Source organism: Pseudomonas sp. UBA6276, assembly GCF_002438365.1.
GTDB classification, from domain to species: Bacteria; Pseudomonadota; Gammaproteobacteria; order Pseudomonadales; family Pseudomonadaceae; genus Aquipseudomonas; species Aquipseudomonas coleopterorum.
On record NZ_DJUS01000084.1, the window covers coordinates 15,691 to 35,419 of the forward strand.

A 19,729-nucleotide genomic window follows, 5' to 3' on the forward strand; every position below is an offset into this window, starting at 1 on the left:
ACAGACAGTGGCCATGGTAACGGTTCACAGGCTGTCGGCGCATGCCCACGGAGCTGTCTGCCTTGCCTCAAGGGCGTGAACGATCTTTCATGCGTTCCACCACGCCCATCACCAGCACGAAGAACACCGGCACGAAGATGATTGCCAAGGTGGCGGTGAGCATGCCGCCTATCACCCCTGTACCGATTGCCTGCTGGCTGGCAGAGCTTGCTCCCGTCGCGAATACCAGCGGTACGACACCCAGGATGAACGCCAAAGAAGTCATGATGATCGGCCGCAGACGCAGACGCGCGGCACGGATGGCCGCCTCGACCCTGCCCATGCCTTGCTCATGCAGGCTCTTGGCAAATTCGATGATCAGAATTGCATTCTTGGCCGAGAGGCCAATGATAGTGATGAGCCCGACCTTGAAGAACACATCGTTCGGCATCCCACGCAAAGTTACGGCCAGCACGGCCCCGATGATGCCCAGCGGGACTACCAGCAATACAGCAGTGGGGATTGCCCAGCTTTCGTACAGCGCCGCCAGACAAAGAAAAACGACGATCATCGACAAGCCCAGCAACAGCGGCGCCTGTCCGCCCGAGATTCGCTCTTGCAGCGATAGGCCGGTCCACTCCAGCGCGAATCCCTTTGGCAGACTCGAAGCCAGTCGCTCCATTTCTTCCATTGCCTGGCCGGTGCTATGGCCCGCCGAAGGCTCGCCGGACAGACTCACCGAAGGATAACCGTTGTACCGATTGAGCTGCGCCGGCCCCCTGGTCCAGTTCGCCTGGGCAAATGCCGATACGGGCACCATGCGACCTTGGTTGTTTTTGACTTCAAGACGCATCACGTCATCAATCTGCTGACGACGATCGCCCTCGCTTTGCACGATGACCTGTTGCATGCGCCCCAGGTTGGGAAAGTCGTTGACGTAGGCCGAACCGAGCGATGTGGACAACACGCTGGCAATGTCGGCGAAGGAGACGCCCATTGCGTTGGCTTGTTGGCGATCGATCTCGATGTCGATCTGCGGCGTTTCCGCCAATGACGCCTCGCGCACGCTTTGCAGCAATGGGCTGGACGAGGCCTTGCCCAAAAGCTCATCGCGCGCCTGTTGAAGAGCGGCATAGCCTTGCCCGCCCCGGTCTTGCAAACGCACCTCGAAACCGCCGGAAGTTCCCAACCCCTCTACCGGAGGCGGTAGCAGACTGAATGCAATGGCATCCTTGAGCCCGAAAAATACCGCACTGGCGCGATCGGCGATCGCTTGTGCCGAATCCTCTGCGGAGCGCTGCGACCAGTCCTTCAAGGTAGTGAACGCCAGGGCCGCATTCTGCCCGCTGCCGGAAAAACTGAAACCCAAGATCATTACCGTATTGGCAACACCCGATTCCTGGGCGTTGTGCGCCTCGACCTGTTTGGCTACGGCAATGGTCCGATTCTGGCTGGCGCCTGGCGGCAGCTGTATGTCGGTGATGGTGTACCCCTGATCCTCCATGGGCAAAAAGGATGAAGGCAAGCGACTGAACAACACGCCCAGAATCACGACCAACATCACGAACACCAGCATGTATCGCCCCACTCTGCGTACTGCGCCGCGCACCCAGCCTTCATAGCGCTCGCTGGCGCGATCAAACTTGCGATTGAACCAGCCGAAGAACCCTTTCTTTTCATGGTGGTTTCCATCGGCAATGGGCTTGAGCAGCGTGGCGCACAGGGCGGGCGTGAGGCTCAGGGCCAGAAACGCCGAGAAGACGATGGCTACTGCCATGGAAATCGAGAACTGCTGGTAGATCACTCCAACCGACCCTGGCATGAAGGCCATCGGAATGAACACGGCGGTCAGCACCAGCGTGATACCAATGATTGCGCTGCTGATCTCGGTCATGGCCTTGCGGGTGGCGTCCTTGGGCGACAGCCCTTCCTGCGCCATGAGGCGTTCGACGTTTTCAACGACAACGATGGCATCGTCCACCAGAATGCCGATTGCCAGCACCATGCCGAATAAGGTCAGCACGTTGATGGAGAAGCCGAGCAGGAACATCACGGCAAAGGTGCCCATCAGTGCTACGGGTACGACCAGTGCAGGGATCAAGGTGTAACGAATGTTCTGCAAAAACACGAACATCACGATGAAGACCAGCGCCATCGCTTCGAGCAGGGTATGGATGACCTTGGTAATCGATATTTTCACGAACGGCGAGGTGTCGTAGGGTATGTCGTATTTGACGCCTGCCGGGAAAAACCGCGACAGCTCGTCGAGCTTGGCCCGCACCTGCGTGGCTGTATTCAAGGCGTTGCCGGCGGGCGCCAGCTGCACACCCACGGCCACGGATGCATTGCCATCCAGGCGCGTTCCGAAGTTGTAGCTCTGACTTCCGACTTCTACCCTGGCGACATCGCCCACGGTCACGTTGGAGCCGTTCGGGTTCGCCTTGAGCACGACGGCGGCGAATTCCTCCGGGGTGCCGAGCTGCCCTTTCACCATGACCGTCGCGGTCATCTCCTGGTCGGTCGAACTGGGCAGGTCACCAATGCTACCTGCCGACACCTGTACGTTCTGGTCGGCAATGGCCTGGCTGACTTCCCCGGGTGTCAGCTGAAACGCCACCAGTTTCTGCGGGTCCACCCAGACCCGCATGGCACGCTCGGAGCCAAACAGCTGAGCCTTGCCGACGCCATCCAGGCGTTTGATCTCGTTGACCACGTTGCGTGCCAGATAGTCGCTCAAGGCGATCTCGTCCAGGCGCCCGTCGATCGAGCTCAGTGTTGCGATCATCAGAAAGCCGGCGGACGTCTCTTCAATCTGCAGGCCCTGCTGAGTCACGGCCCGGGGTAGGCGCGGCTCAACGACTTTCAGCCGGTTTTGAACATCGACCTTGGCCAACTCCGGATCGGTGCCTGGCTGGAACGTGATGGTCAGGGTTGCCGTGCCCTGGCTGCTGCTGGAGCTGAAATACAGAAGATGATTGACCCCGTTGAGCTCTTGCTCGATCAGGCTTACCACGGTCTCGTCAATGGTTTGGACGGACGCTCCCGGGTAGGTAGCCGTGAGCTCGATCTGCGGCGGGGCCACGCTCGGGTATTGCGCCACGGGCAGATTGGGGATGGCAATCAGTCCGGCGAGCACGATGAACAACGCGATGACCCAGGCGAACACCGGCCGGCCGATAAAAAACTGTGCCATCAGCGGTTTGCTCCAGAATCCGCAACATTGCCAGACTCCTGGGCAGTCACGGCCATGCCAGGTTGAACATGTTGCAAGCCTTCGATAATCACTCGCTCGCCAGCGCTCAATCCGCGCTGCACGATCCAGCGATTGCCTCTGACGCCGTCGACCTCGACTTGACGCTCCTCGACCTGGCCTTGAGCATCGACGAGCAACACGATGGCCTTGCCTGCCGCATCACGCTGCACAGCTCGCTGCGGCACCGTGATGCCGTTCGCATCGTGGGCCTGATCCAGTTGCACGCGAATGAAGCTGCCGGGCAACAGCAGCTTTTGCGGATTGGGAAACTCGCTGCGCAAGGTGATCTGCCCCGTGCTTTGATCAACCGCCAGATCCGTGAACAGCAGGACGCCCTTGAGCGGGTAGGCGGTGCCATCCTCCTGAATGAGGGTGGCGCTTATCTGCGTCTTGGAAAGAGCTTGCAGCCGGCCGGTCTGTAGCGATTTTCGCAGCTGACTGATCTGCCGCGTGGACTGGTTGACGTCGGCGTAGATCGGTTCGAGTTGCTGAATCATGGCCAGCGCGGTGGTATCGCCCTGGCCCACCAAGGCGCCTTCGGTGACCAGAGCCTTGCCGATACGCCCGGAGATGGGTGCGGTGACTGTGGCGTAGCCCAGATCAAGGCGAGCCTTTTTCAAGGTCGCCCGCGCGGAGGCGACGTCGGCTTGAGACTGCAGAAAACCAGCCTTGGCGTTCTCGGCCTCCTGGCGGCTCACCGCGTCGATCTTGACCAGTTCTTCGTATCGCTCGGCTTGCAGGCGGGTCTGGTAAAGGTTCGCCTCGGCTTTCTTGACACCGGCTTGGGCGCTCTCGACTTCGGCTTGCAGCGGCGCCGGGTCGATAAGGAACAACACGTCGCCCTGCTTCACGTCACTGCCCTCGCGATAAACGCGCTTGAGGACGATGCCTGCAACCCTGGCACGAACTTCGGCCGTACGAGGAGAAACCAGACGCCCGTTCAGTTCGGTAGTGACCGTCAACGCTTGCGGCTTTACCAATTCCACGGTCACTTGAGGTGGCGATGCCTGTTCAGGCGCTGCTGGCTTGCCACAAGCTGCCAACAGCAGAAGGACCAAGCATGGAAGCAGTCGATGGAATCGAAGTTGACGTAGCAAAGACATGATGGCGTTCCCGGAAAGATCCGCCCATGCTAGCGACACTTGGCTGCGCAACTTGTAAAGAAGTGTTGGAAGTTGTTAAGGAGTGTCAAGAGAACGGACTGCTGCCGGTTTCGTTGGTTATGCTAGCGCTTTCAAACCAGGCTGAAACGAAATGACTGGAATCCTGCTCGTGGAGGACGACGAAGCGCTGGCCGAGCTGATCGCAAGCTATCTGCAACGGTTCGGCTATGGCGTCAGCGTGGTTCATCGTGGCGATCAAGCCTTGGATGCCATACGCAGGCAGCGGCCTGATCTGATCGTGCTGGATCTGATGATTCCAGGTCTGGATGGACTGCAAGTCTGCCGCCTGATCCGGCAGCACGATGCCGAACTGCCCATTATCATGCTGACCGCTCGACATGACAGCGACGACCAGATTCTGGGCTTGGAAACGGGTGCGGACGACTATGTAGCCAAGCCCTGCGAGCCCCGTGTGCTGCTGGCCCGCATCCGCACATTGCTGCGGCGCAGCGCCCATGGCGAACAGCCGAGCGAAGCCAAGCGAATCGTTCTAGGTCAACTGACCCTGGACCTGGCAGAGCGTCAGGTGCAATGGCGGTCACAACGGGTTGACCTGTCTTCCGGGGAATACAACCTGCTGGTAATCCTGGCTCGGCACACCGGTGAAGTGTTGAGCCGCGACCAATTGATTCACGAGCTCAGGGGCATCGAGTTCAATGGTATCGACCGATCGGTCGATGTAGCGATCTCGAAACTGCGCCGCAAGTTCGAAGAGAATCCTAGCGATCCCCAGCGAATCAAAACCGTGTGGGGAAAGGGCTACATGCTGAGTCGACGCGAGTGGGACGACTAACTCTGTGCCCATTGCGTTTCTCCGCCACTCGAGCACCATCGACCATGTTCAAGATGCTGACCCGGCTTTACCTGATCTTGCTTGTAACTTATGGGCTTGCGCTCTATGTCGTGCCCGAAGCGGTACTCAAGCTGTTCGACGAACGCAACTTCATCTACAACATGGAAGAAGCCCGAGGGCCACTGAAGCTTATCCAGCAACGCTTCCAGGCTGTTCCCGAAGCGACTTGGGGTGACGTCGAACGGGCACTTCAACAGGATTTTGCGCCGTTGCAACTGCGCCTGATTGGCATCGATGATGTTCACCTGAGTACCAAGGAGGTACAGGATCTGACCCAGGGGCGAAACGCGGTGCGGATGGGTTTCTACGGCGAACTGGGTATCGCATTGACGCCACTCTCCAAGCGCGTGGCGGTTGAGGTGGTCTGGCCGGACCCGCCCGTGGACATCAATGCGATGTATTGGCTGATGAACATTCTTATCGGTGCGGCACTGCTGGGTTGTCTGCTGATATGGGTGCGCCCGCACTGGCGAGATCTGCAGCGCCTCAAGCTCACCGCGATTCGACTGGGCCGCGGCGAGTTGGGCGCAAGAACGCAGATATCGCAGCGCTCCAACATCGGTGAACTGGCCCAGGTATTCGATAGGATGGCCGAGGACATAGAGGCACTTCTGGCTCAGCGACAAGACCTGCTCAACGCGGTCTCCCATGAACTGCGCACCCCGCTGTCCAGGCTCGAGTTCGGCATGGCACTGATCCGCTCGGACGAACTGGCCCCCTCCACGCGCATCAGGCTGGATCAAATGATCGGTCATGTGCGAGAGCTCGACTCGCTGGTTGGCGAACTGTTGTCCTATACCCGACTACAATCGCCTTACGAACGTGCCCATCTGGAGCCCGTGCATACCGCAGCATTTCTGGACAGCGTGTTGATCGGTTTCATCGAAGAGCAGGAACGACGCGGCATTGATCTGCTTGTTGATACCACGCTGGCTCCGGACTTGTTCGCGTTTGATCCCAAGCTGACGGCTCGCGCCCTGCAGAACCTCGTCGGCAATGCCCTGCGGTACTGTCAGCATCAGGTTCGAGTATCGGCGATCACCACGCATGAACGCGGCTTGGTGATCCGCATCGAAGACGATGGCATCGGTATTCCGGCCGGTGAACGCGTGCGGATCTTCGAACCCTTCTACCGAATGGATCGCAGCCGCGACCGCGCAACTGGTGGCTTTGGACTTGGGCTGTCCATCAGTCGGCGCGCCATTCAATGCCAAGACGGTGATGTCACCGTTGACGTATCGCCAATGGGCGGTAGCCGCTTCGACATTCACCTGCCCCCTACTCCGCCATGCAAGCATGGCGCTGTCACAGTCGATGCCGCATAATTCCCCGATTCGTTTTCGGGAGGCAGTGGGGCGCATTCGTAGCCCCTCCTAGATCAATGACGCATATTCTCTACGGCATCAAAGCCTGCGACACGATGAAGAAGGCCCGCACCTGGCTCGACGAGCACCAGGTGCAATACGCCTTCCATGACTACAAGACCGCTGGCATCGACCGCGAGCACCTGGCCCGCTGGTGCGACGAGCACGGCTGGCAGGTCGTGCTGAACAAGGCCGGTACCACCTTCCGCAAGCTTGCCGACGAACAGAAGGCCGACATCGACCAAGCCCGTGCCATCGAACTGATGCTCGCCCAGCCGTCGATGATCAAGCGCCCGGTGTTGCAGGTTGGCGACAAGACCGTGATCGGCTTCAAGCCCGATATCTACGCAGCGGCCCTTGCCTGACACGGGCCCGCACTCATTCTGCACGAGGTAATTCCATGTCCAATTCTCTGTTCAGCCTGGCCTTCGGCGTCGGCACGCAAAACCGTCAAGGCACCTGGCTGGAAGTGTTCTACGCCCAGCCCCTGACCAACCCGTCTGCCGCGCTGGTCGATGCCATTGCCCCCCTGTTGAACTACACCGGCGGCAACCAGGCCATCACCTTCAGCAACACCCAGGCTTCGCAACTGGCCGAAGCGCTCAAGCACGTCGACCCGTCCCAGGCTGCCCTGCTCACTCGCCTGGCCGAGAGCCACAAGCCACTGGTCGCGACCCTGCTGGCCGAAGACGCCGCGCTGACCTCCACGCCCGAGGCGTACCTGAAGCTGCACCTGCTGTCGCACCGTCTGGCCCAGCCGCACGGTCTGAACCTGGCCGGCATCTTCCCATTGCTGCCCAACGTCGCCTGGACCAGCCAAGGCGCGGTCGACCTGGCCGAACTGGGTGAGCGTCAGCTGGAAGCGCGCCTGAAGGGCGAGTTGCTGGAAGTGTTCTCGGTGGACAAATTCCCGAAGATGACCGACTACGTCGTGCCGGCCGGTGTGCGCATCGCCGACAGCGCCCGTGTGCGACTGGGCGCCTACATCGGCGAAGGCACCACCGTCATGCACGAGGGCTTCGTCAACTTCAACGCCGGCACCCAAGGCCCGGGCATGATCGAAGGCCGTGTTTCGGCCGGTGTGTTCGTCGGCAAGGGCTCGGACCTGGGCGGCGGCTGCTCGACCATGGGCACCCTGTCCGGTGGTGGCAATATCGTGATCAAGGTCGGTGAGGGCTGCCTGATCGGCGCCAATGCCGGTATCGGCATCCCGTTGGGCGACCGCAACACCGTGGAAGCCGGCCTGTACATCACGGCGGGCACCAAGGTGGCCCTGCTCGACGAGCAGAACCAACTGGTCAAGACCTTGAAGGCACGCGACCTGGCGGGCCAGCCCGACCTGCTGTTCCGTCGCAATTCGGTCACCGGCGCCGTGGAGTGCAAGAGCCACAAGTCGGCCATCGAACTCAACGAAGCGCTGCACGCTCACAACTAAGTGGCGATATCGGGCCCGGCATCTCTGCCGGGCCTCTTGCCCGGGGTCTTCGACCATGTTCCACGCCTCCCCCTGGCGCTCTGACTTCCCAGCCATCGCCGCCTTGCAACACCAGCAGCAGACCTACCTGGACAGCGCTGCCACCACGCAGAAACCACACGCCCTGATCGACGCCATCGGCCAGTACTACGCCCAGGGTGCAGCCAATGTGCATCGCGCGCAGCATCTGCCTGGCTCCTTGGCCACGCGTGCGTTCGAAGCCAGCCGCGAGAAGGTCGCGCAGTGGCTCAATGCAAGCAGTCCGGAGCAGATCGTTTTCACTCACGGCGCGACCAGTGCCCTGAACCTGCTGGCGTATGGCCTGGCCGAGCAGTTTCAGCCAGGCGATGAACTGGTGATCAGCGCCGCCGAGCACCACGCCAACCTGCTGCCTTGGCAGCAACTGGCCAAGCGTCGTGACCTGTCGTTGCGGGTTCTGCCACTGGAAGCCAGCGGCGTGGTCGATCTGCAAGCGGCCGCACAGATCATCGGCCCGCGTACTCGGGTATTGGCAGTGAGTCAGTTGTCCAATGTGTTCGGTGCGTGGCAACCGCTACCGGAGCTGCTGGCCCTGGCTCGGGCTCAAGGTGCGATCACGGTGGTGGATGGCGCCCAGGGCGTGGTGCACGGACGCCATGATGTGGAGCACATGCAGTGCGACTTCTATGTGTTTTCCAGCCACAAACTGTACGGCCCGGACGGCGTCGGCGTGTTGTATGGACGCCGCGAGGCGTTACAGAAGCTGGCGCATTGGCAGTTCGGCGGCGAGATGGTGCACCAGGCCGACTACCAGAGCGCCAGCTTCCATCCCGCGCCCCTGGGCCATGAGGCAGGCACCCCGCCTATCGCCAGCGTCATCGGCCTGGGCGCGACTCTGGATTACCTGAGCGGCCTGGACGCGAAGGCGGTCGCCGAACACGAGGCAGCCCTGCATGCACAACTGCTGGCAGGGTTGCGCGCGCGCAGTGGCGTTCAACTGCTCGGCGCACCGCAGGTCGCGTTGGCCAGCTTTGTCGTGGAGGGCGTGCACAATGCCGACCTGGCGCACATGCTGACCGATCAGGGCGTCGCCGTGCGGGCCGGACATCACTGCGCCATGCCGCTGATGAAGCACCTGGGTTTGTCGGGCGCCATTCGCGTGTCCCTTGGCCTGTACAACGACTCAGGGGATTTGCAGCGGTTTTTCGACGCGTTGGACAAGTCGCTGGAGATACTCGTATGACGATGAGTCCACAGGCACAAGAAGCACTGAAGGTGTTCACCCAGGCCGCCGGCTGGGAGCAACGTGCGCGGTTGCTGATGCAGTGGGGCGAACGCCTGGAACCGCTGGGCGACGAGCAGAAGGTAGAGGCCAATCGCGTGCACGGCTGTGAGAGCGTGGTGTGGCTGGTGGCCGAGCGGCAGGGCGAGCACTGGCACTTCAACGCGGCCAGCGATGCCCGAATGATCCGCGGCTTGCTGGCGCTGCTGCTGGTGCGGGTTCAGGGGCTCGATTCCCAAGCGTTGCGTGAGTTGAATCTTAACGCCTGGTTCGAGCAACTGGGCCTGGGCCGCCAGCTGTCACCTTCGCGCAGCAATGGGCTGAACGCAGTATTGAAGCGGATGAGCGAACTGGCGTGAACCTGTTGGTCGGGTGAGCAGCCCTTCCCTCAGACTCCCGCCTTGACCCGGTCCGCCGGCCGCCGCACTCCGGCGACGATCTTGTCGACCGCCTTGGTCGCCGCCACCATGCCGAAAGTCGCCGTCACCATCATCACTGCGCCAAAGCCCCCCGCGCAGTCCAGTTTCACCCCGTCACCGACGAAACTCTTCTGCAGACAAATACTGCCATCGGGCTTGGGATAGCGCAGCTGCTCGGTGGAGAACACGCAGGGCACGCTGTAGTGACGGGTGACCGTGCGTGAAAAGCCATAGTCGCGACGCAGTGTCGAGCGCACCTTGGACGCCAGCGGATCGTTGAACGTCCGGTTCAGGTCGCACACTTGAATCAGGGTCGGATCGATCTGCCCGCCGGCGCCGCCCGTGGTGATGATCTGGATCTTGCGCCGCTTGCACCAGGCGATCAGCGCGGCCTTGGCATTCACGCTGTCGATGCAGTCGATCACGCAATCGATGTTCGGCGTGATGTATTCAGCCATGGTGTCGCGGGTGACGAAATCAGCCACCGCGTGCACGGTACAACCGGGGTTGATGCCACGCAGCCGCTCGGCCATCACCTCGACCTTGGGCTTGCCCACGGTGCTGTCGAGCGCATGCAACTGACGGTTGGCGTTGCTGACGCAGACATCGTCCAAATCGAACAGCGAGATTTCGCCCACCCCGGTGCGGGCAATCGCTTCCGCCGCCCAGGAGCCGACGCCGCCCACACCCACGATGGCCACGTGCGCATCACGCAGGCGCTGCATGCCCTCCAGGCCATACAGGCGGGCAATACCGGCGAAACGGGGATCTTCTGTATCCATGGGGCGGCACCTCAAAAAACCGGCGCGCAGTATACATCACAGCCTGATGCAGGAGCGGTCATGGGATGCGCCGCCCTTTTCGCGGTCACGGACCGCTCCTACGGACGAGGGAAACCGTTAATATAGCGCCTGACCGTCATTATCCGAGGTGAACCCCATGAGTTCGTCCACACCCCACACCGCCAAGCTCGATCGCATTCTGGCCGATGCCCAGCGCGAGCGCGAAAGCGGCTACCGCGACAAGGCCCTGCGCATGTACCCCCATGTATGCGGCCGTTGCGCCCGCGAGTTCGCCGGCAAGCGCCTGAGCGAGCTGACCGTGCACCACCGCGACCACAACCACGACAACAACCCCCAGGACGGCTCCAACTGGGAATTGCTGTGCCTGTACTGCCACGACAACGAGCACTCGCGCTACACCGATCAGCAGTACTACGCCGAGGGCTCGACCAGCAGCCCGACCATCGCCAAGGCGACGCACAACCCCTTCGCGGCCCTGGCCGGATTGATGAAAAAAGACTGAGCGAGCACGTGGCCAACAAACGGTACAGCTGCATCGGGTTGTTCAACCCCAAATCCCCGGAAAACGTCGGCTCGGTAATGCGCGCCGCCGGTTGCTACGGGGTCAATTCGGTGTTCTACACCGGCAAGCGCTACGAGCGTGCGCGGGATTTCGTCACCGACACCAAGCGGGTTCACTACGACATCCCGCTCATCGGCATCGACGACCTGCAGAAGATCATCCCCCTGGGCTGCACGCCCGTGGCCGTGGAACTGGTCGACGGCGCACGCCCGCTGCCCGAGTACACCCACCCGGACCGTGCCATCTACATTTTCGGCCCCGAAGACGGCAGCCTCGACCAGAGCGTGCGCGACTGGTGCGAAGACACCATCTACATCCCCACCAGCGGCTGCATGAACCTGGCGGCTACGGTCAACGTCGTGCTCTACGATCGACTGGCCAAGGGCAACAACACGCGCTCCGGGCCCAAATTCAAATAAGCCGATGGAACAGCGTGACGATTTGGCAGTCAGCTTGTTATCACTGCCCTATCAGGAGATTCACCATGAGCGACAGCAAAACCGTGGACGTCATCAAATCCGTTACTCAGCCCGACTACGACTACCATAACGTCAAGGGTTGGGAACGTGCCGGCTCGCTGCTGATAGGCGTCGTCACGATCGGCAAGGGTCTGCGCCGCGGCGGGATCTTCGGCCTGATCCAGGTGGCCATCGGCGGCGCCGCCCTGGCACGCGGTTGGAGCGGTCACTGCGCAGCCAAGTCGCTGGCCGAAAAAGGTCGTAGCGATCTGGAAGAGATCCGCAGCAAGATCGAGCGCGCGGGCGAAGACCTGCTGAATCTGAAGAAGAATGCCGATTCGGCCACCGACACGGCGACCGTGACCGGTGAAGATCCGGCTGTGACCCCCAAGGTCTAAGCTGTCGGTAGGCAGCCCATCCCTGCAACGCTGCAGGGATGGGCTGCGTTCTCACTGACCGACTTCCGCGCTCGATCAGCCCGCCCGAAAAATCAGATAGTCTTCCCAGTCGTCTTCATCGACATCCTTCTCGCTGACCATTTTTCCAGACTGCGAAATACGCTGTTTGTGCACCTGTTCGCGATCACCACAGACCAGATGATGCCACAGCGGCAAGTCCTGCCCCTGGCTGACCAGGCGGTAGCCGCAGGTAGGCGGCAGCCACTTGAACTGGTCGGCCTGGCCCGGCGTCAGCTGGATACAGTCAGGCACTTCGAGCTTGCGCCTTGGGTAATCGCTGCACTGGCAGGTCTTGAGGTCCAGCATCTTGCACGCCACGCGGGTGTAGTAGACGCTCTCGTCGTCTTCGTCCTCGAGCTTCTGCAGACAGCACAGGCCGCACCCGTCGCACAGCGACTCCCACTCGACCTGATCGAGTTGGTCGAGCGTCTTGCGCATCCAGAAGGGTTCGACGATGGCGGCCATGTTACCGAGTGTCCTGTACGAAATTGACGGTTCAGGCATGGGCGGTACCTGAAAGGGCCGCCAGTCTAGTGCGCTGCGGCGCGCGGGCCAAGCCTTGGCGACTATCGGTCAAGCTTCACTTGTCAGGCGCGATCGATTCGCAGTAGGTTTTGCCCCTGTCATCCATCACTCTCTCATTCAGGAATGCCATGAGCGCCAATCCCCGCATCGCCGACTACGCCATCCACGAGCAATTCATCAATCGCTGGTCGCCCCGTGCGTTCGAGCCGGTCGAGATCGAACAGGACACCCTGCTCAGCTTCTTCGAAGCCGCTCGCTGGGCCGCTTCGGCCTACAACTCGCAACCTTGGCGCTTTCTCTACGCACGCCGTGGCACGCCGAACTGGGAGCGTTACCTGGGCCTGCTCAATGAATTCAACCGCTCCTGGGCGCAGCATTCGTCGGCGATCGTGATCATCGCCTCGAAGACCACCTTCACCGCACCCGGCGCGACCGAGGAATCGCCCGCGCTGTGGCACACCTTCGACACCGGTTCGGCTTGGGCTCACCTGGCGCTGCAAGCCAGCATCAGCGGCTGGCACACCCACGGCATGGCCGGTTTCGACCAGGACAAGACCCGTGAAGAGCTGAAAGTCCCCGCCGAATACGCGCTGCACGCCGCCGTGGCCATCGGCAAGCTGGGCGACAAGGCCACCCTGGCCGAATACCTGCAAGGCCGCGAGCTGCCGAGCCCGCGTCTGCCTCTGAGCCAACTGGTAGCCGAAGGCGACTTCACGCTGTGATCCGAAGGGTCGGCTCGCCATCCGCCGCCGACCCTGCTTCCCTCAATCCCCGCAACTCAATAGCCGCGAGCGAAATCCACTTCGCCGCGCAGCGGCTTGCCGTCCTGCCACGCCTGCAGGTTCTCGACGAACAGCTCAACCATGGCCGACGGCGAGGTCGGTGCTGCGCTGTGGCCGGTGAGCAGCAAGCCCCACGCGGTCCAGAAGGGATGCTTGACCGGCAACGGCTCCTGCCGACAGACGTCAATGACCGCACCGGCCAGGTGCCCTTCCTTGAGTGCTTCCACCAGATCCGCGTCCACCACCGCCACGCCGCGTCCGGCGTTGATGAACAGCGCTTCGGGCTTGAAACGCTTGAACATCGCCGCATCGAACAGATCGTGGGTCTGCGGGGTGTCGGGTAGCAGGTTGATGACATAGTCGGCCTGCGCCACCAGTCGCCCGAGCTCGGCGAGCGGCGCCACTTCGGCGAAAGGCGCCAGCGTTCTTGTACTGCTCGCCACCCCGTTGAGGGTGACACCGAAGGGTTGCAGGAAACTCGCCACCGCCTGGCCAATCTCGCCGACACCGACGATCAGCACGCTGCGCCCGGCCAGGCTCGAGCCGGGACGCGGATCCCATTTGCGCTCGACCTGGCTGACCAGTCGCGCCAGCACCTCGCGTTCATGGCCGAGCATGTACGTCAGCATGTATTCGGCCATCACCTGACCGAAAATACCCACCGCACGGGTCAGGCGATAGCCGCGCGGCAAGCCTTCCTTCAATAGCGGCGTGATGCCCGCCCAGGTCGACTGCGCCCATTGCGGCGTCGCGCCGGTGCGCAACAGGTTGACGAACAGGTCCGGCTGGCCGAGCCACACCGGGCAATCTGCCGCCAACCGCGCCAGCTCGGCCGGATCGCCGCTGGTCTGTACATTCAAATGAGGAGCAGCTGCGCCGAGCAACCTGGCGTATACGGCGTAATCGTGTTCGGCGATCAGAACGCGGGTCATTGCGAAACCTTGGTCAAGACAGCTGGCCGACCCTGTTTCAGCAGGGCGGCAGCAGATAGGGATGATCAGATGGGGTCGTTGCGGCGCAGCAGTTCTTCGGGAAGATGCTCGATGTACTCGTCTTCGGCGGGCGGCATCTGCAGGTGGTAGCCCTGGGTGTCCAGGTGTTCCAGCACCAGGTTGATATCTTCACGCGCCAGGGCGCGCTCGGGGCTCAATACCAGGTCGAAGGCGTGCACCGGCTTGCCGAACACCCCCAGCAGGCCTTCGGGCACGCGCTCCAACGCGTCGCTCTTGAGCACATAGAGGTACATTTCGTTCTTGCGCGGGCTGCGATAGATCGAGCAGATACGTTTCATGACGGGTCTCCAGCGTTGGCCAGGCTGTCGAGCAGGGCCTGCCCCATGCGCTCGCGTCGCCATCCACGCAGCGAATCGGGCAATTGATAAGGGCCATCGGGGTAGCCGGTCTTGAGCAGGGCCTCGAGGGTTTTCTTGCGCAGCATCAGCTCGGGTGCCATGTTCAGGCGCTCCGCTTCGCGTTGGCCGATGGCGCGCAGCTGCTTGAGCACGGCCGAGCTTTCGATGGGCAAAGGCTCGGGCAGCGCCGCTGGCCACTGTTCGGGCGGAACGCTGGCACCGGTCTTGATCAACTCCAGAATCTGCTCGCCATCCTGGCGGACAGTACGCGGATGCATGTCTTCGATCTTGGCCAGGGTCTGCAGGTTGTCCGGTTGCAGTTTGGCCAGCGGCCACAGCGATTGCTCACGCACGATGCGGTTGCGTGGCAGATTGCGCGCACGGGCCTCCCGCTCGCGCCAGGCGCACAACTCGCGCAGCACTGCCAATTGCGCGCGCGACAGCTTCCACGCCAGCTTGGCGTCACGGTACAGCTCGTCGGGGTTCACTTCGCGGCGCAGTTGGGCAACCAGTTCGGCGCCGTCTTCAAGGACCCAGGCGTACTTGTCCTCGGACAACTGCGGACGCAGCTTCTCGAAAACTTCGGCCAGGTGCACGGCATCTTCGGCGGCATAGCTGACCTGGGTATCGGACAACGGCCGCTGCAGCCAATCCGAACGGGTTTCGCCCTTGGGCAGCTCGATGCCCAGCACTTCCTGAACCAGGCGCGAGTAACCCATGGAGAAACCCAGGTTGAGGTAGGCCGCCGCCAATTGGGTGTCGAACAGCGGCGCCGGCAGGCTGCCGGTCAGGCGCAACAAAACTTCCAGGTCTTCGCTGCAGGCGTGCAGCACCTTGATCACCGCAGGGTTTTCCAGCAGTTGAGTCAGCGGTTGCCATTGGGTGATCGACAAGGGGTCGATCAGAAAAGCGCTGGCGCCGTCGCCGATCTGCAGCAGTCCGGCGATCGGGTAGAAGGTGTCGACCCGCATGAATTCGGTGTCGAGGGCGACGTACGGCAGGCGCTGCCAGTGGGCGCAATGCTCAGCCAGGCTGGCATCGTCGCGAATCCAGTGAATATCGATGGCCACAAGCCTCTCCCACGAATAATGGCGCGCAGTATATATCGGCCCTGCCCCCACGGGGACATCCATCCGTGCCTGCGGTCGCCAATCCTGAGAGCCCCCGTTGCGGGCACATGCATTGAACGATCTGCCCCCGACTGTGGGTCGAACCTAGGCATGGGGTCGTTTTCGATGGCCCGCCATTCTGTCCACACTGACCAGAGGTGTCGAGATGCCGGTAAAACACAACCTGTTCGCTGACCTGAAACTGAGCAAGGAAGAGGTCGAAACCCGCGCCAAGAGCGACGATCGACTCAGCCAGCTACTCACCGAATACCACGTCAGCGACGCCGACGTGGTCAAGGCCGAAGACCGCGCCGCGCCGGACGACGAGGTCAAGAAGCTCAAGGAAAAACGCCTGCTGATCAAGGACAAGATCGTCCAGCAGCTGGGCTAGTGCGAGCATGGGAGGCGGCGCAGGCGCGCCGCTTCCACAGTCTTCACAGCGCCGAGGATTCGCGCTTCAGGTCCGCATGGCGAAACGGTTTGGTCGCCCCGGACAAGGATGTGGCCACCTGATCGAGCCAATGCTCGGCGGTAAATTTTGGCGCACTGGCAGCGAGCACGATCAGCATCAACCCGGGCACCAGCGCAGCCAGCCCGAGACGTCGCAGGTTCCAACGTTCCAATACCAGAAGAAACGCGAACGCGGCACTCCCGCCGATCACCGCACCCATGATGGCCTCCGCCATCGGGTGGATCACATTGCCCACCAGCGTTGCCGCGAACCAGACCCCAAAGCCAAGACCCGCTAGCGCCGCTGGCCATCGCAGCCGTGGGTGGATCTGCCGCGCAAGCACACTCGCCAGCACCGGCATCATCAAACACGCATTCATCGCATGGCCACTGAACACGGCAATGTTCAACGACGGCAGGCCGATGCCCCAGCCCTTGAACAGAATCTTGCTGGCGCCGACCAGGGCGTAGGCGCACAGCACCGTCAGCAACCACACGGCACATGCGGCGCGGGCGCCGCTGAACCACAACCAGCCGGCAATCACCAGCGCAATGGGAAACATCACGGTGATAGCACCGTACTCCAACAACATGCATCACTCCTTCACAATCGAACCAACTGCGCCGGTCGTGTAGATCCGGCGCGACATCAAGGCGTCTTGTTGAGCGTTATACGCGAGATATCGTGGACCGCGATGTACTTCTTGGCATTCTTCGACACACGCACGCATCCAAACACCAGTACGTAGGCACCGGCCAGGTCCTCAAGCTCATGTATCGGAAAGCGCTGGGTGAAATCATCGGCCAGCGAACTGTCGACCACCACACTCAAGTCCTGCCGCCCGCCGGTGTTGAGCCACAGGCTCGGCGGCTGATCGCCCGACTGCGCCGCATCGGAGATCAATCCCCAATAACCGCGCATGCGCTCCAGCTCATCAAACTCGGCATCGGCGAACGGCACGAAGAAATCGCGGACCTTGAACAGCCCGCTTTCCACCGAGATCAACTGCTCCGAACGACGAAAGTCCTCACTCAGGATCAGGTTCTTCAGCAACGTGCTCAAGCGCCGATGACGGGTCTGGGTTCTTTGTGCGGCATGCCCGCCACTCTGCCGGCCTGCGCCATAGGTGGCCTCTGCGCCCTCCTCCACGGTGTGATGATGCAACGGTGCGCCAAAGGCAAAGTCAACCTCGATGCGCTCGCCCCGGTTGACCACATCGTCCTGCTCCAGCGTGTCACCGCGGTACGACGCACTCTGCGGCCCGCCCATGTCGCAGAACTCGGCGTGGGGCCGGGCACCGAAGCAGGAGGCCTGACCACTGCGCGCCGCCTTGCGATAGAACCCTGGCCCCATGCAACGCGGACACAACAGATTGCGCCGCATGACACCGATGCACTTGGGGCTCAGCGCCTCGAATCCGGCAATGTCGTAAACGGTATTGTTGATGGTGCACAAGGCGACGTCCATGCAGCTCTCCGGCTCGGGTCTCAGGTAGGGATGCGGGAGGTTGGCAGTGGACGGGGTGGGATGATAGGCGAAGGGGGGATTTTCAGATTTTTCTTACAGGGTTTCTGCTGCGCAGCTTTTTTGGCGAAAGCACGGGCTAGCGAGCCGGAACGCAACGGCTCACTTTGCACAGAGGTACGGGTGGCTGAAACACGGGTCGGAAGTTTGCCGGGTGGTTTTCAGGCCTTGGCAATTTCTGGCGTCAGCAGCCATTCGGCGCTGTCATTCCAGACGTCCATGCGGACTATCTTGCCATTACGCACCTCGAATCGATCCAGGTAACGGTTGCCCGAGAAACTGCGGCCATCAGCCCATTCGCCATAAAGCGTTCCGTTTGAATACACCACGGTGTGATCACCACGGTCCATCCAGTCGAAATCACCCAGGGCCTTCTTGACCCACGCGTAACGTGAACCGTTGAACGCAGTGATTGCCTGGGGATCAGGCATCACCCGTCCGCCGGTGAACGTGATCTGCACATCCTCACTCATGAACGTCGCGGCGCGGACCGGATCCGGAGCCATCGAGGCTTCGAGGAAACTGCTAACAATCTGTACGTCTTTGTTCATATCGATCATCGTCATAACTCCTGAATCATGGGAAGTCCGCTGATGGCGGATGCATCCGCTTGGTGCAAAACGCTTTATTTTGGCGCGCAGACTGCGGTATTCACGGACATATCGGCCATTTTTATGGATCCAGCGGCTGGCATCCTACTTGCTAGCAATAAATATGCAAATGCTAGCAATCAGGAGAGTAGACCATGGCCACCTGGCTTCCAAACCTGCAACGTCTGCTGTTCCCCGTGGCTGCGGCAGCCACGCTTAACCTGGCGATGATCCAAGGCGCGCAAGCGGTCGAACCGCCGATCAAAGTCGGTTTGGTAGCCGCCCTTTCGGGCCAATCGGCCAAGTCTGGGGAAGCCCTGACCCGCGGCCTCACCATGGCCATCAATGAGGTCAATGCCAGCGGCGGCGTGCTTGGCCGTCAGTTGGAGCTGGTGCGTCGAGATGACGAAAGCAACCCGTCCAAGGGGATGCTCGCCGCGCGCGAGCTGGTCCAGCGCGAGAAGGTCACCGTGCTGTTCGGCGGACTGGACACGCCAGTTTCCCTGGCTATCGTGCCGCTGGCCAATCAGCTGAAAGTACCGTTCATGGGCATCTGGGCCGCGGGTACGAAAATCACCGAGAACGGTGCGGCAGACAACTACGTGTTCCGGGTCTCTGCCGTCGATGAGCTGGTGGACGAGGCCCTGGTGCAATACGGGGTCGACAACGGCATGAAAAAGCCGGGCATGATCCTCATCAATAATCCCTGGGGCGAATCCAACGAGGCAGGTTTCAAACGCGCTCTGGAAAAACGCAGCCTGGCCAATGCCGGTGTCGAGCGCATTCAGGACAGCGACCTGGACGTGGTTCCGCAACTGACTCGCCTGAAAAACGCCGGCGCGGACACTCTGCTGATGGTGGGCAACGTGGGTCCTTCGGCACAGGTGGTCAAATCCCTGGACCGCATGGGCTGGGACGTGCCTGTGGTTTCTCACTGGGGGCCGGCGGGTGGTCGTTTCGGCGAACTGGCGGGGCCGAACGCGTCCAAGGTCCATTTCATTCAGACCTACGTGTTCACGGAACACAACGGTGCCAAGGGCGATGCATTGCTGGCCGCATTGAAGACGGCCTACCCGCAGATCAAGACCGTGGCCGACGTCACCCCGGCAGTCGGCATCGCCAATGCGTACGACGCGCTGCATCTCGCCGCTCAAGCCATCGAAAAGGCCGGCACCACGCAGGGCCCTGCCGTGCGCGACGGTTTCTACGCAGTCACGGACTATGACGGCTTGATCAAGCACTACAAGCAGCCGTTCAGCCCATCCAAGCATGATGCCCTAGGCCCTGACGACTATATCTTCACCCACTTCGTCAACGACCAGATCGTGCCGCTCAAGCCTCAGGAGTAAG

Annotated in this window: 22 protein-coding genes; 12 read left to right on the plus strand and 10 right to left on the minus strand. The window is 61.5% G+C overall.

The features are described 5' to 3' along the window. Positions 1–67: 67 nt before the first annotated feature. Together B2V21_RS09910 and B2V21_RS09915 are read right to left on the minus strand one after the other, a co-directional pair. Positions 68–3,172, minus strand: a complete 3,105-nt coding sequence (locus tag B2V21_RS09910) for an efflux RND transporter permease subunit (protein ID WP_286916746.1) — start codon at positions 3,170–3,172, stop codon at positions 68–70. After that, positions 3,172–4,335, minus strand: coding sequence for an efflux RND transporter periplasmic adaptor subunit (locus B2V21_RS09915; RefSeq protein ID WP_313661457.1), 1,164 nt, complete (start codon positions 4,333–4,335; stop codon positions 3,172–3,174). Before B2V21_RS09915 ends, B2V21_RS09910 begins: the two co-directional genes overlap by 1 nt. Positions 4,336–4,486: 151 nt before the next feature. Here B2V21_RS09915 and B2V21_RS09920 point away from each other — a divergent pair, with 151 nt between their 5' ends. From B2V21_RS09920 to B2V21_RS09945, 6 genes are read left to right on the plus strand one after another with little or no spacing between them, the layout of a single operon-like run. Next, complete coding sequence (locus B2V21_RS09920) at positions 4,487–5,188, plus strand: response regulator transcription factor (protein ID WP_286916748.1); 702 nt, start codon at positions 4,487–4,489, stop codon at positions 5,186–5,188. A 44-nt stretch (positions 5,189–5,232) separates the two neighbouring features. Continuing rightward, positions 5,233–6,573 carry an ATP-binding protein gene (locus B2V21_RS09925; protein WP_286916749.1) on the plus strand — a complete coding sequence of 447 codons (1,341 nt, stop codon included), beginning with the start codon at positions 5,233–5,235 and terminating at the stop codon, positions 6,571–6,573. A gap of 56 nt (positions 6,574–6,629) precedes the next feature. Continuing rightward, the gene (locus B2V21_RS09930) at positions 6,630–6,977 is read left to right on the plus strand and encodes an ArsC family reductase (RefSeq protein ID WP_049862304.1); all 348 of its coding nucleotides are present in this window, start codon (positions 6,630–6,632) and stop codon (positions 6,975–6,977) included. A 35-nt stretch (positions 6,978–7,012) separates the two neighbouring features. Beyond that, positions 7,013–8,047 (plus strand): 2,3,4,5-tetrahydropyridine-2,6-dicarboxylate N-succinyltransferase, encoded by a 1,035-nt coding sequence (gene dapD, locus B2V21_RS09935; RefSeq protein ID WP_049862305.1) that lies wholly within the window; start codon positions 7,013–7,015, stop codon positions 8,045–8,047. Between the two features lie 55 nt (positions 8,048–8,102). After that, positions 8,103–9,308: an aminotransferase class V-fold PLP-dependent enzyme gene (locus B2V21_RS09940; protein WP_286916750.1), complete on the plus strand. Its 1,206-nt coding sequence runs from the start codon at positions 8,103–8,105 to the stop codon at positions 9,306–9,308. Beyond that, positions 9,305–9,706, plus strand: a complete 402-nt coding sequence (locus tag B2V21_RS09945; protein ID WP_286916751.1) for a SufE family protein — start codon at positions 9,305–9,307, stop codon at positions 9,704–9,706. Before B2V21_RS09940 ends, B2V21_RS09945 begins: the two co-directional genes overlap by 4 nt. A gap of 29 nt (positions 9,707–9,735) precedes the next feature. Here B2V21_RS09945 and tcdA read toward each other — a convergent pair whose 3' ends face one another. Then, positions 9,736–10,548 carry a tRNA cyclic N6-threonylcarbamoyladenosine(37) synthase TcdA gene (gene tcdA, locus B2V21_RS09950; RefSeq protein ID WP_286916752.1) on the minus strand — a complete coding sequence of 271 codons (813 nt, stop codon included), beginning with the start codon at positions 10,546–10,548 and terminating at the stop codon, positions 9,736–9,738. 157 nt (positions 10,549–10,705) lie between these two features. On the opposite strand from tcdA, the gene B2V21_RS09955 reads away from it, so the two are divergent. The 3 genes from B2V21_RS09955 (at position 10,706) to B2V21_RS09965 (ending at position 11,987) form a co-directional block, all read left to right on the plus strand. After that, on the plus strand, positions 10,706–11,071 hold the full coding sequence (locus tag B2V21_RS09955) for a YajD family HNH nuclease (RefSeq protein WP_043185061.1): 366 nt from the start codon (positions 10,706–10,708) through the stop codon (positions 11,069–11,071). A gap of 8 nt (positions 11,072–11,079) precedes the next feature. Then, positions 11,080–11,550, plus strand: a complete 471-nt coding sequence (locus B2V21_RS09960) for an RNA methyltransferase (RefSeq protein WP_056843870.1) — start codon at positions 11,080–11,082, stop codon at positions 11,548–11,550. A gap of 65 nt (positions 11,551–11,615) precedes the next feature. Continuing rightward, positions 11,616–11,987 carry a YgaP family membrane protein gene (locus B2V21_RS09965; RefSeq protein WP_286916753.1) on the plus strand — a complete coding sequence of 124 codons (372 nt, stop codon included), beginning with the start codon at positions 11,616–11,618 and terminating at the stop codon, positions 11,985–11,987. Between the two features lie 75 nt (positions 11,988–12,062). Here the strand turns inward: B2V21_RS09965 and B2V21_RS09970 are convergent, their stop codons facing one another. Beyond that, positions 12,063–12,512, minus strand: a complete 450-nt coding sequence (locus B2V21_RS09970) for a YcgN family cysteine cluster protein (protein WP_056843871.1) — start codon at positions 12,510–12,512, stop codon at positions 12,063–12,065. 188 nt (positions 12,513–12,700) lie between these two features. On the opposite strand from B2V21_RS09970, the gene B2V21_RS09975 reads away from it, so the two are divergent. Further along, entirely contained in the window at positions 12,701–13,294 is a 594-nt protein-coding gene (locus tag B2V21_RS09975; RefSeq protein WP_043185056.1) for a nitroreductase family protein, read from the plus strand. 56 nt (positions 13,295–13,350) lie between these two features. On the opposite strand, the gene B2V21_RS09980 is transcribed toward B2V21_RS09975, so the two are convergent. The 3 genes from B2V21_RS09980 to rnd all read right to left on the minus strand — a co-directional run bounded on the left by B2V21_RS09980 (position 13,351) and on the right by rnd (position 15,775). Beyond that, complete coding sequence (locus B2V21_RS09980; protein WP_049862314.1) at positions 13,351–14,286, minus strand: D-2-hydroxyacid dehydrogenase; 936 nt, start codon at positions 14,284–14,286, stop codon at positions 13,351–13,353. A 65-nt stretch (positions 14,287–14,351) separates the two neighbouring features. After that, positions 14,352–14,645, minus strand: a complete 294-nt coding sequence (locus B2V21_RS09985) for a YcgL domain-containing protein (protein ID WP_049862315.1) — start codon at positions 14,643–14,645, stop codon at positions 14,352–14,354. Continuing rightward, the gene (gene rnd, locus B2V21_RS09990; RefSeq protein WP_049862316.1) at positions 14,642–15,775 is read right to left on the minus strand and encodes a ribonuclease D; all 1,134 of its coding nucleotides are present in this window, start codon (positions 15,773–15,775) and stop codon (positions 14,642–14,644) included. Before rnd ends, B2V21_RS09985 begins: the two co-directional genes overlap by 4 nt. A gap of 205 nt (positions 15,776–15,980) precedes the next feature. Here rnd and B2V21_RS09995 point away from each other — a divergent pair, with 205 nt between their 5' ends. Continuing rightward, positions 15,981–16,205 (plus strand): DUF465 domain-containing protein, encoded by a 225-nt coding sequence (locus tag B2V21_RS09995; RefSeq protein ID WP_049862317.1) that lies wholly within the window; start codon positions 15,981–15,983, stop codon positions 16,203–16,205. 43 nt (positions 16,206–16,248) lie between these two features. Here the strand turns inward: B2V21_RS09995 and B2V21_RS10000 are convergent, their stop codons facing one another. The 3 genes from B2V21_RS10000 to B2V21_RS10010 form a co-directional block, all read right to left on the minus strand. Next, entirely contained in the window at positions 16,249–16,857 is a 609-nt protein-coding gene (locus tag B2V21_RS10000) for a hypothetical protein (RefSeq protein WP_236690546.1), read from the minus strand. Positions 16,858–16,913: 56 nt separating this feature from the next. Further along, the gene (locus B2V21_RS10005; RefSeq protein ID WP_286916754.1) at positions 16,914–17,732 is read right to left on the minus strand and encodes a hypothetical protein; all 819 of its coding nucleotides are present in this window, start codon (positions 17,730–17,732) and stop codon (positions 16,914–16,916) included. Between the two features lie 218 nt (positions 17,733–17,950). Beyond that, a complete protein-coding gene (locus B2V21_RS10010) occupies positions 17,951–18,349 on the minus strand; it encodes a nuclear transport factor 2 family protein (RefSeq protein ID WP_043185044.1) in 399 nt (132 codons plus the stop codon). Positions 18,350–18,534: 185 nt separating this feature from the next. On the opposite strand from B2V21_RS10010, the gene B2V21_RS10015 reads away from it, so the two are divergent. After that, positions 18,535–19,728, plus strand: coding sequence for an ABC transporter substrate-binding protein (locus B2V21_RS10015; RefSeq protein ID WP_056843876.1), 1,194 nt, complete (start codon positions 18,535–18,537; stop codon positions 19,726–19,728). Position 19,729: the final 1 nt, after the last annotated feature.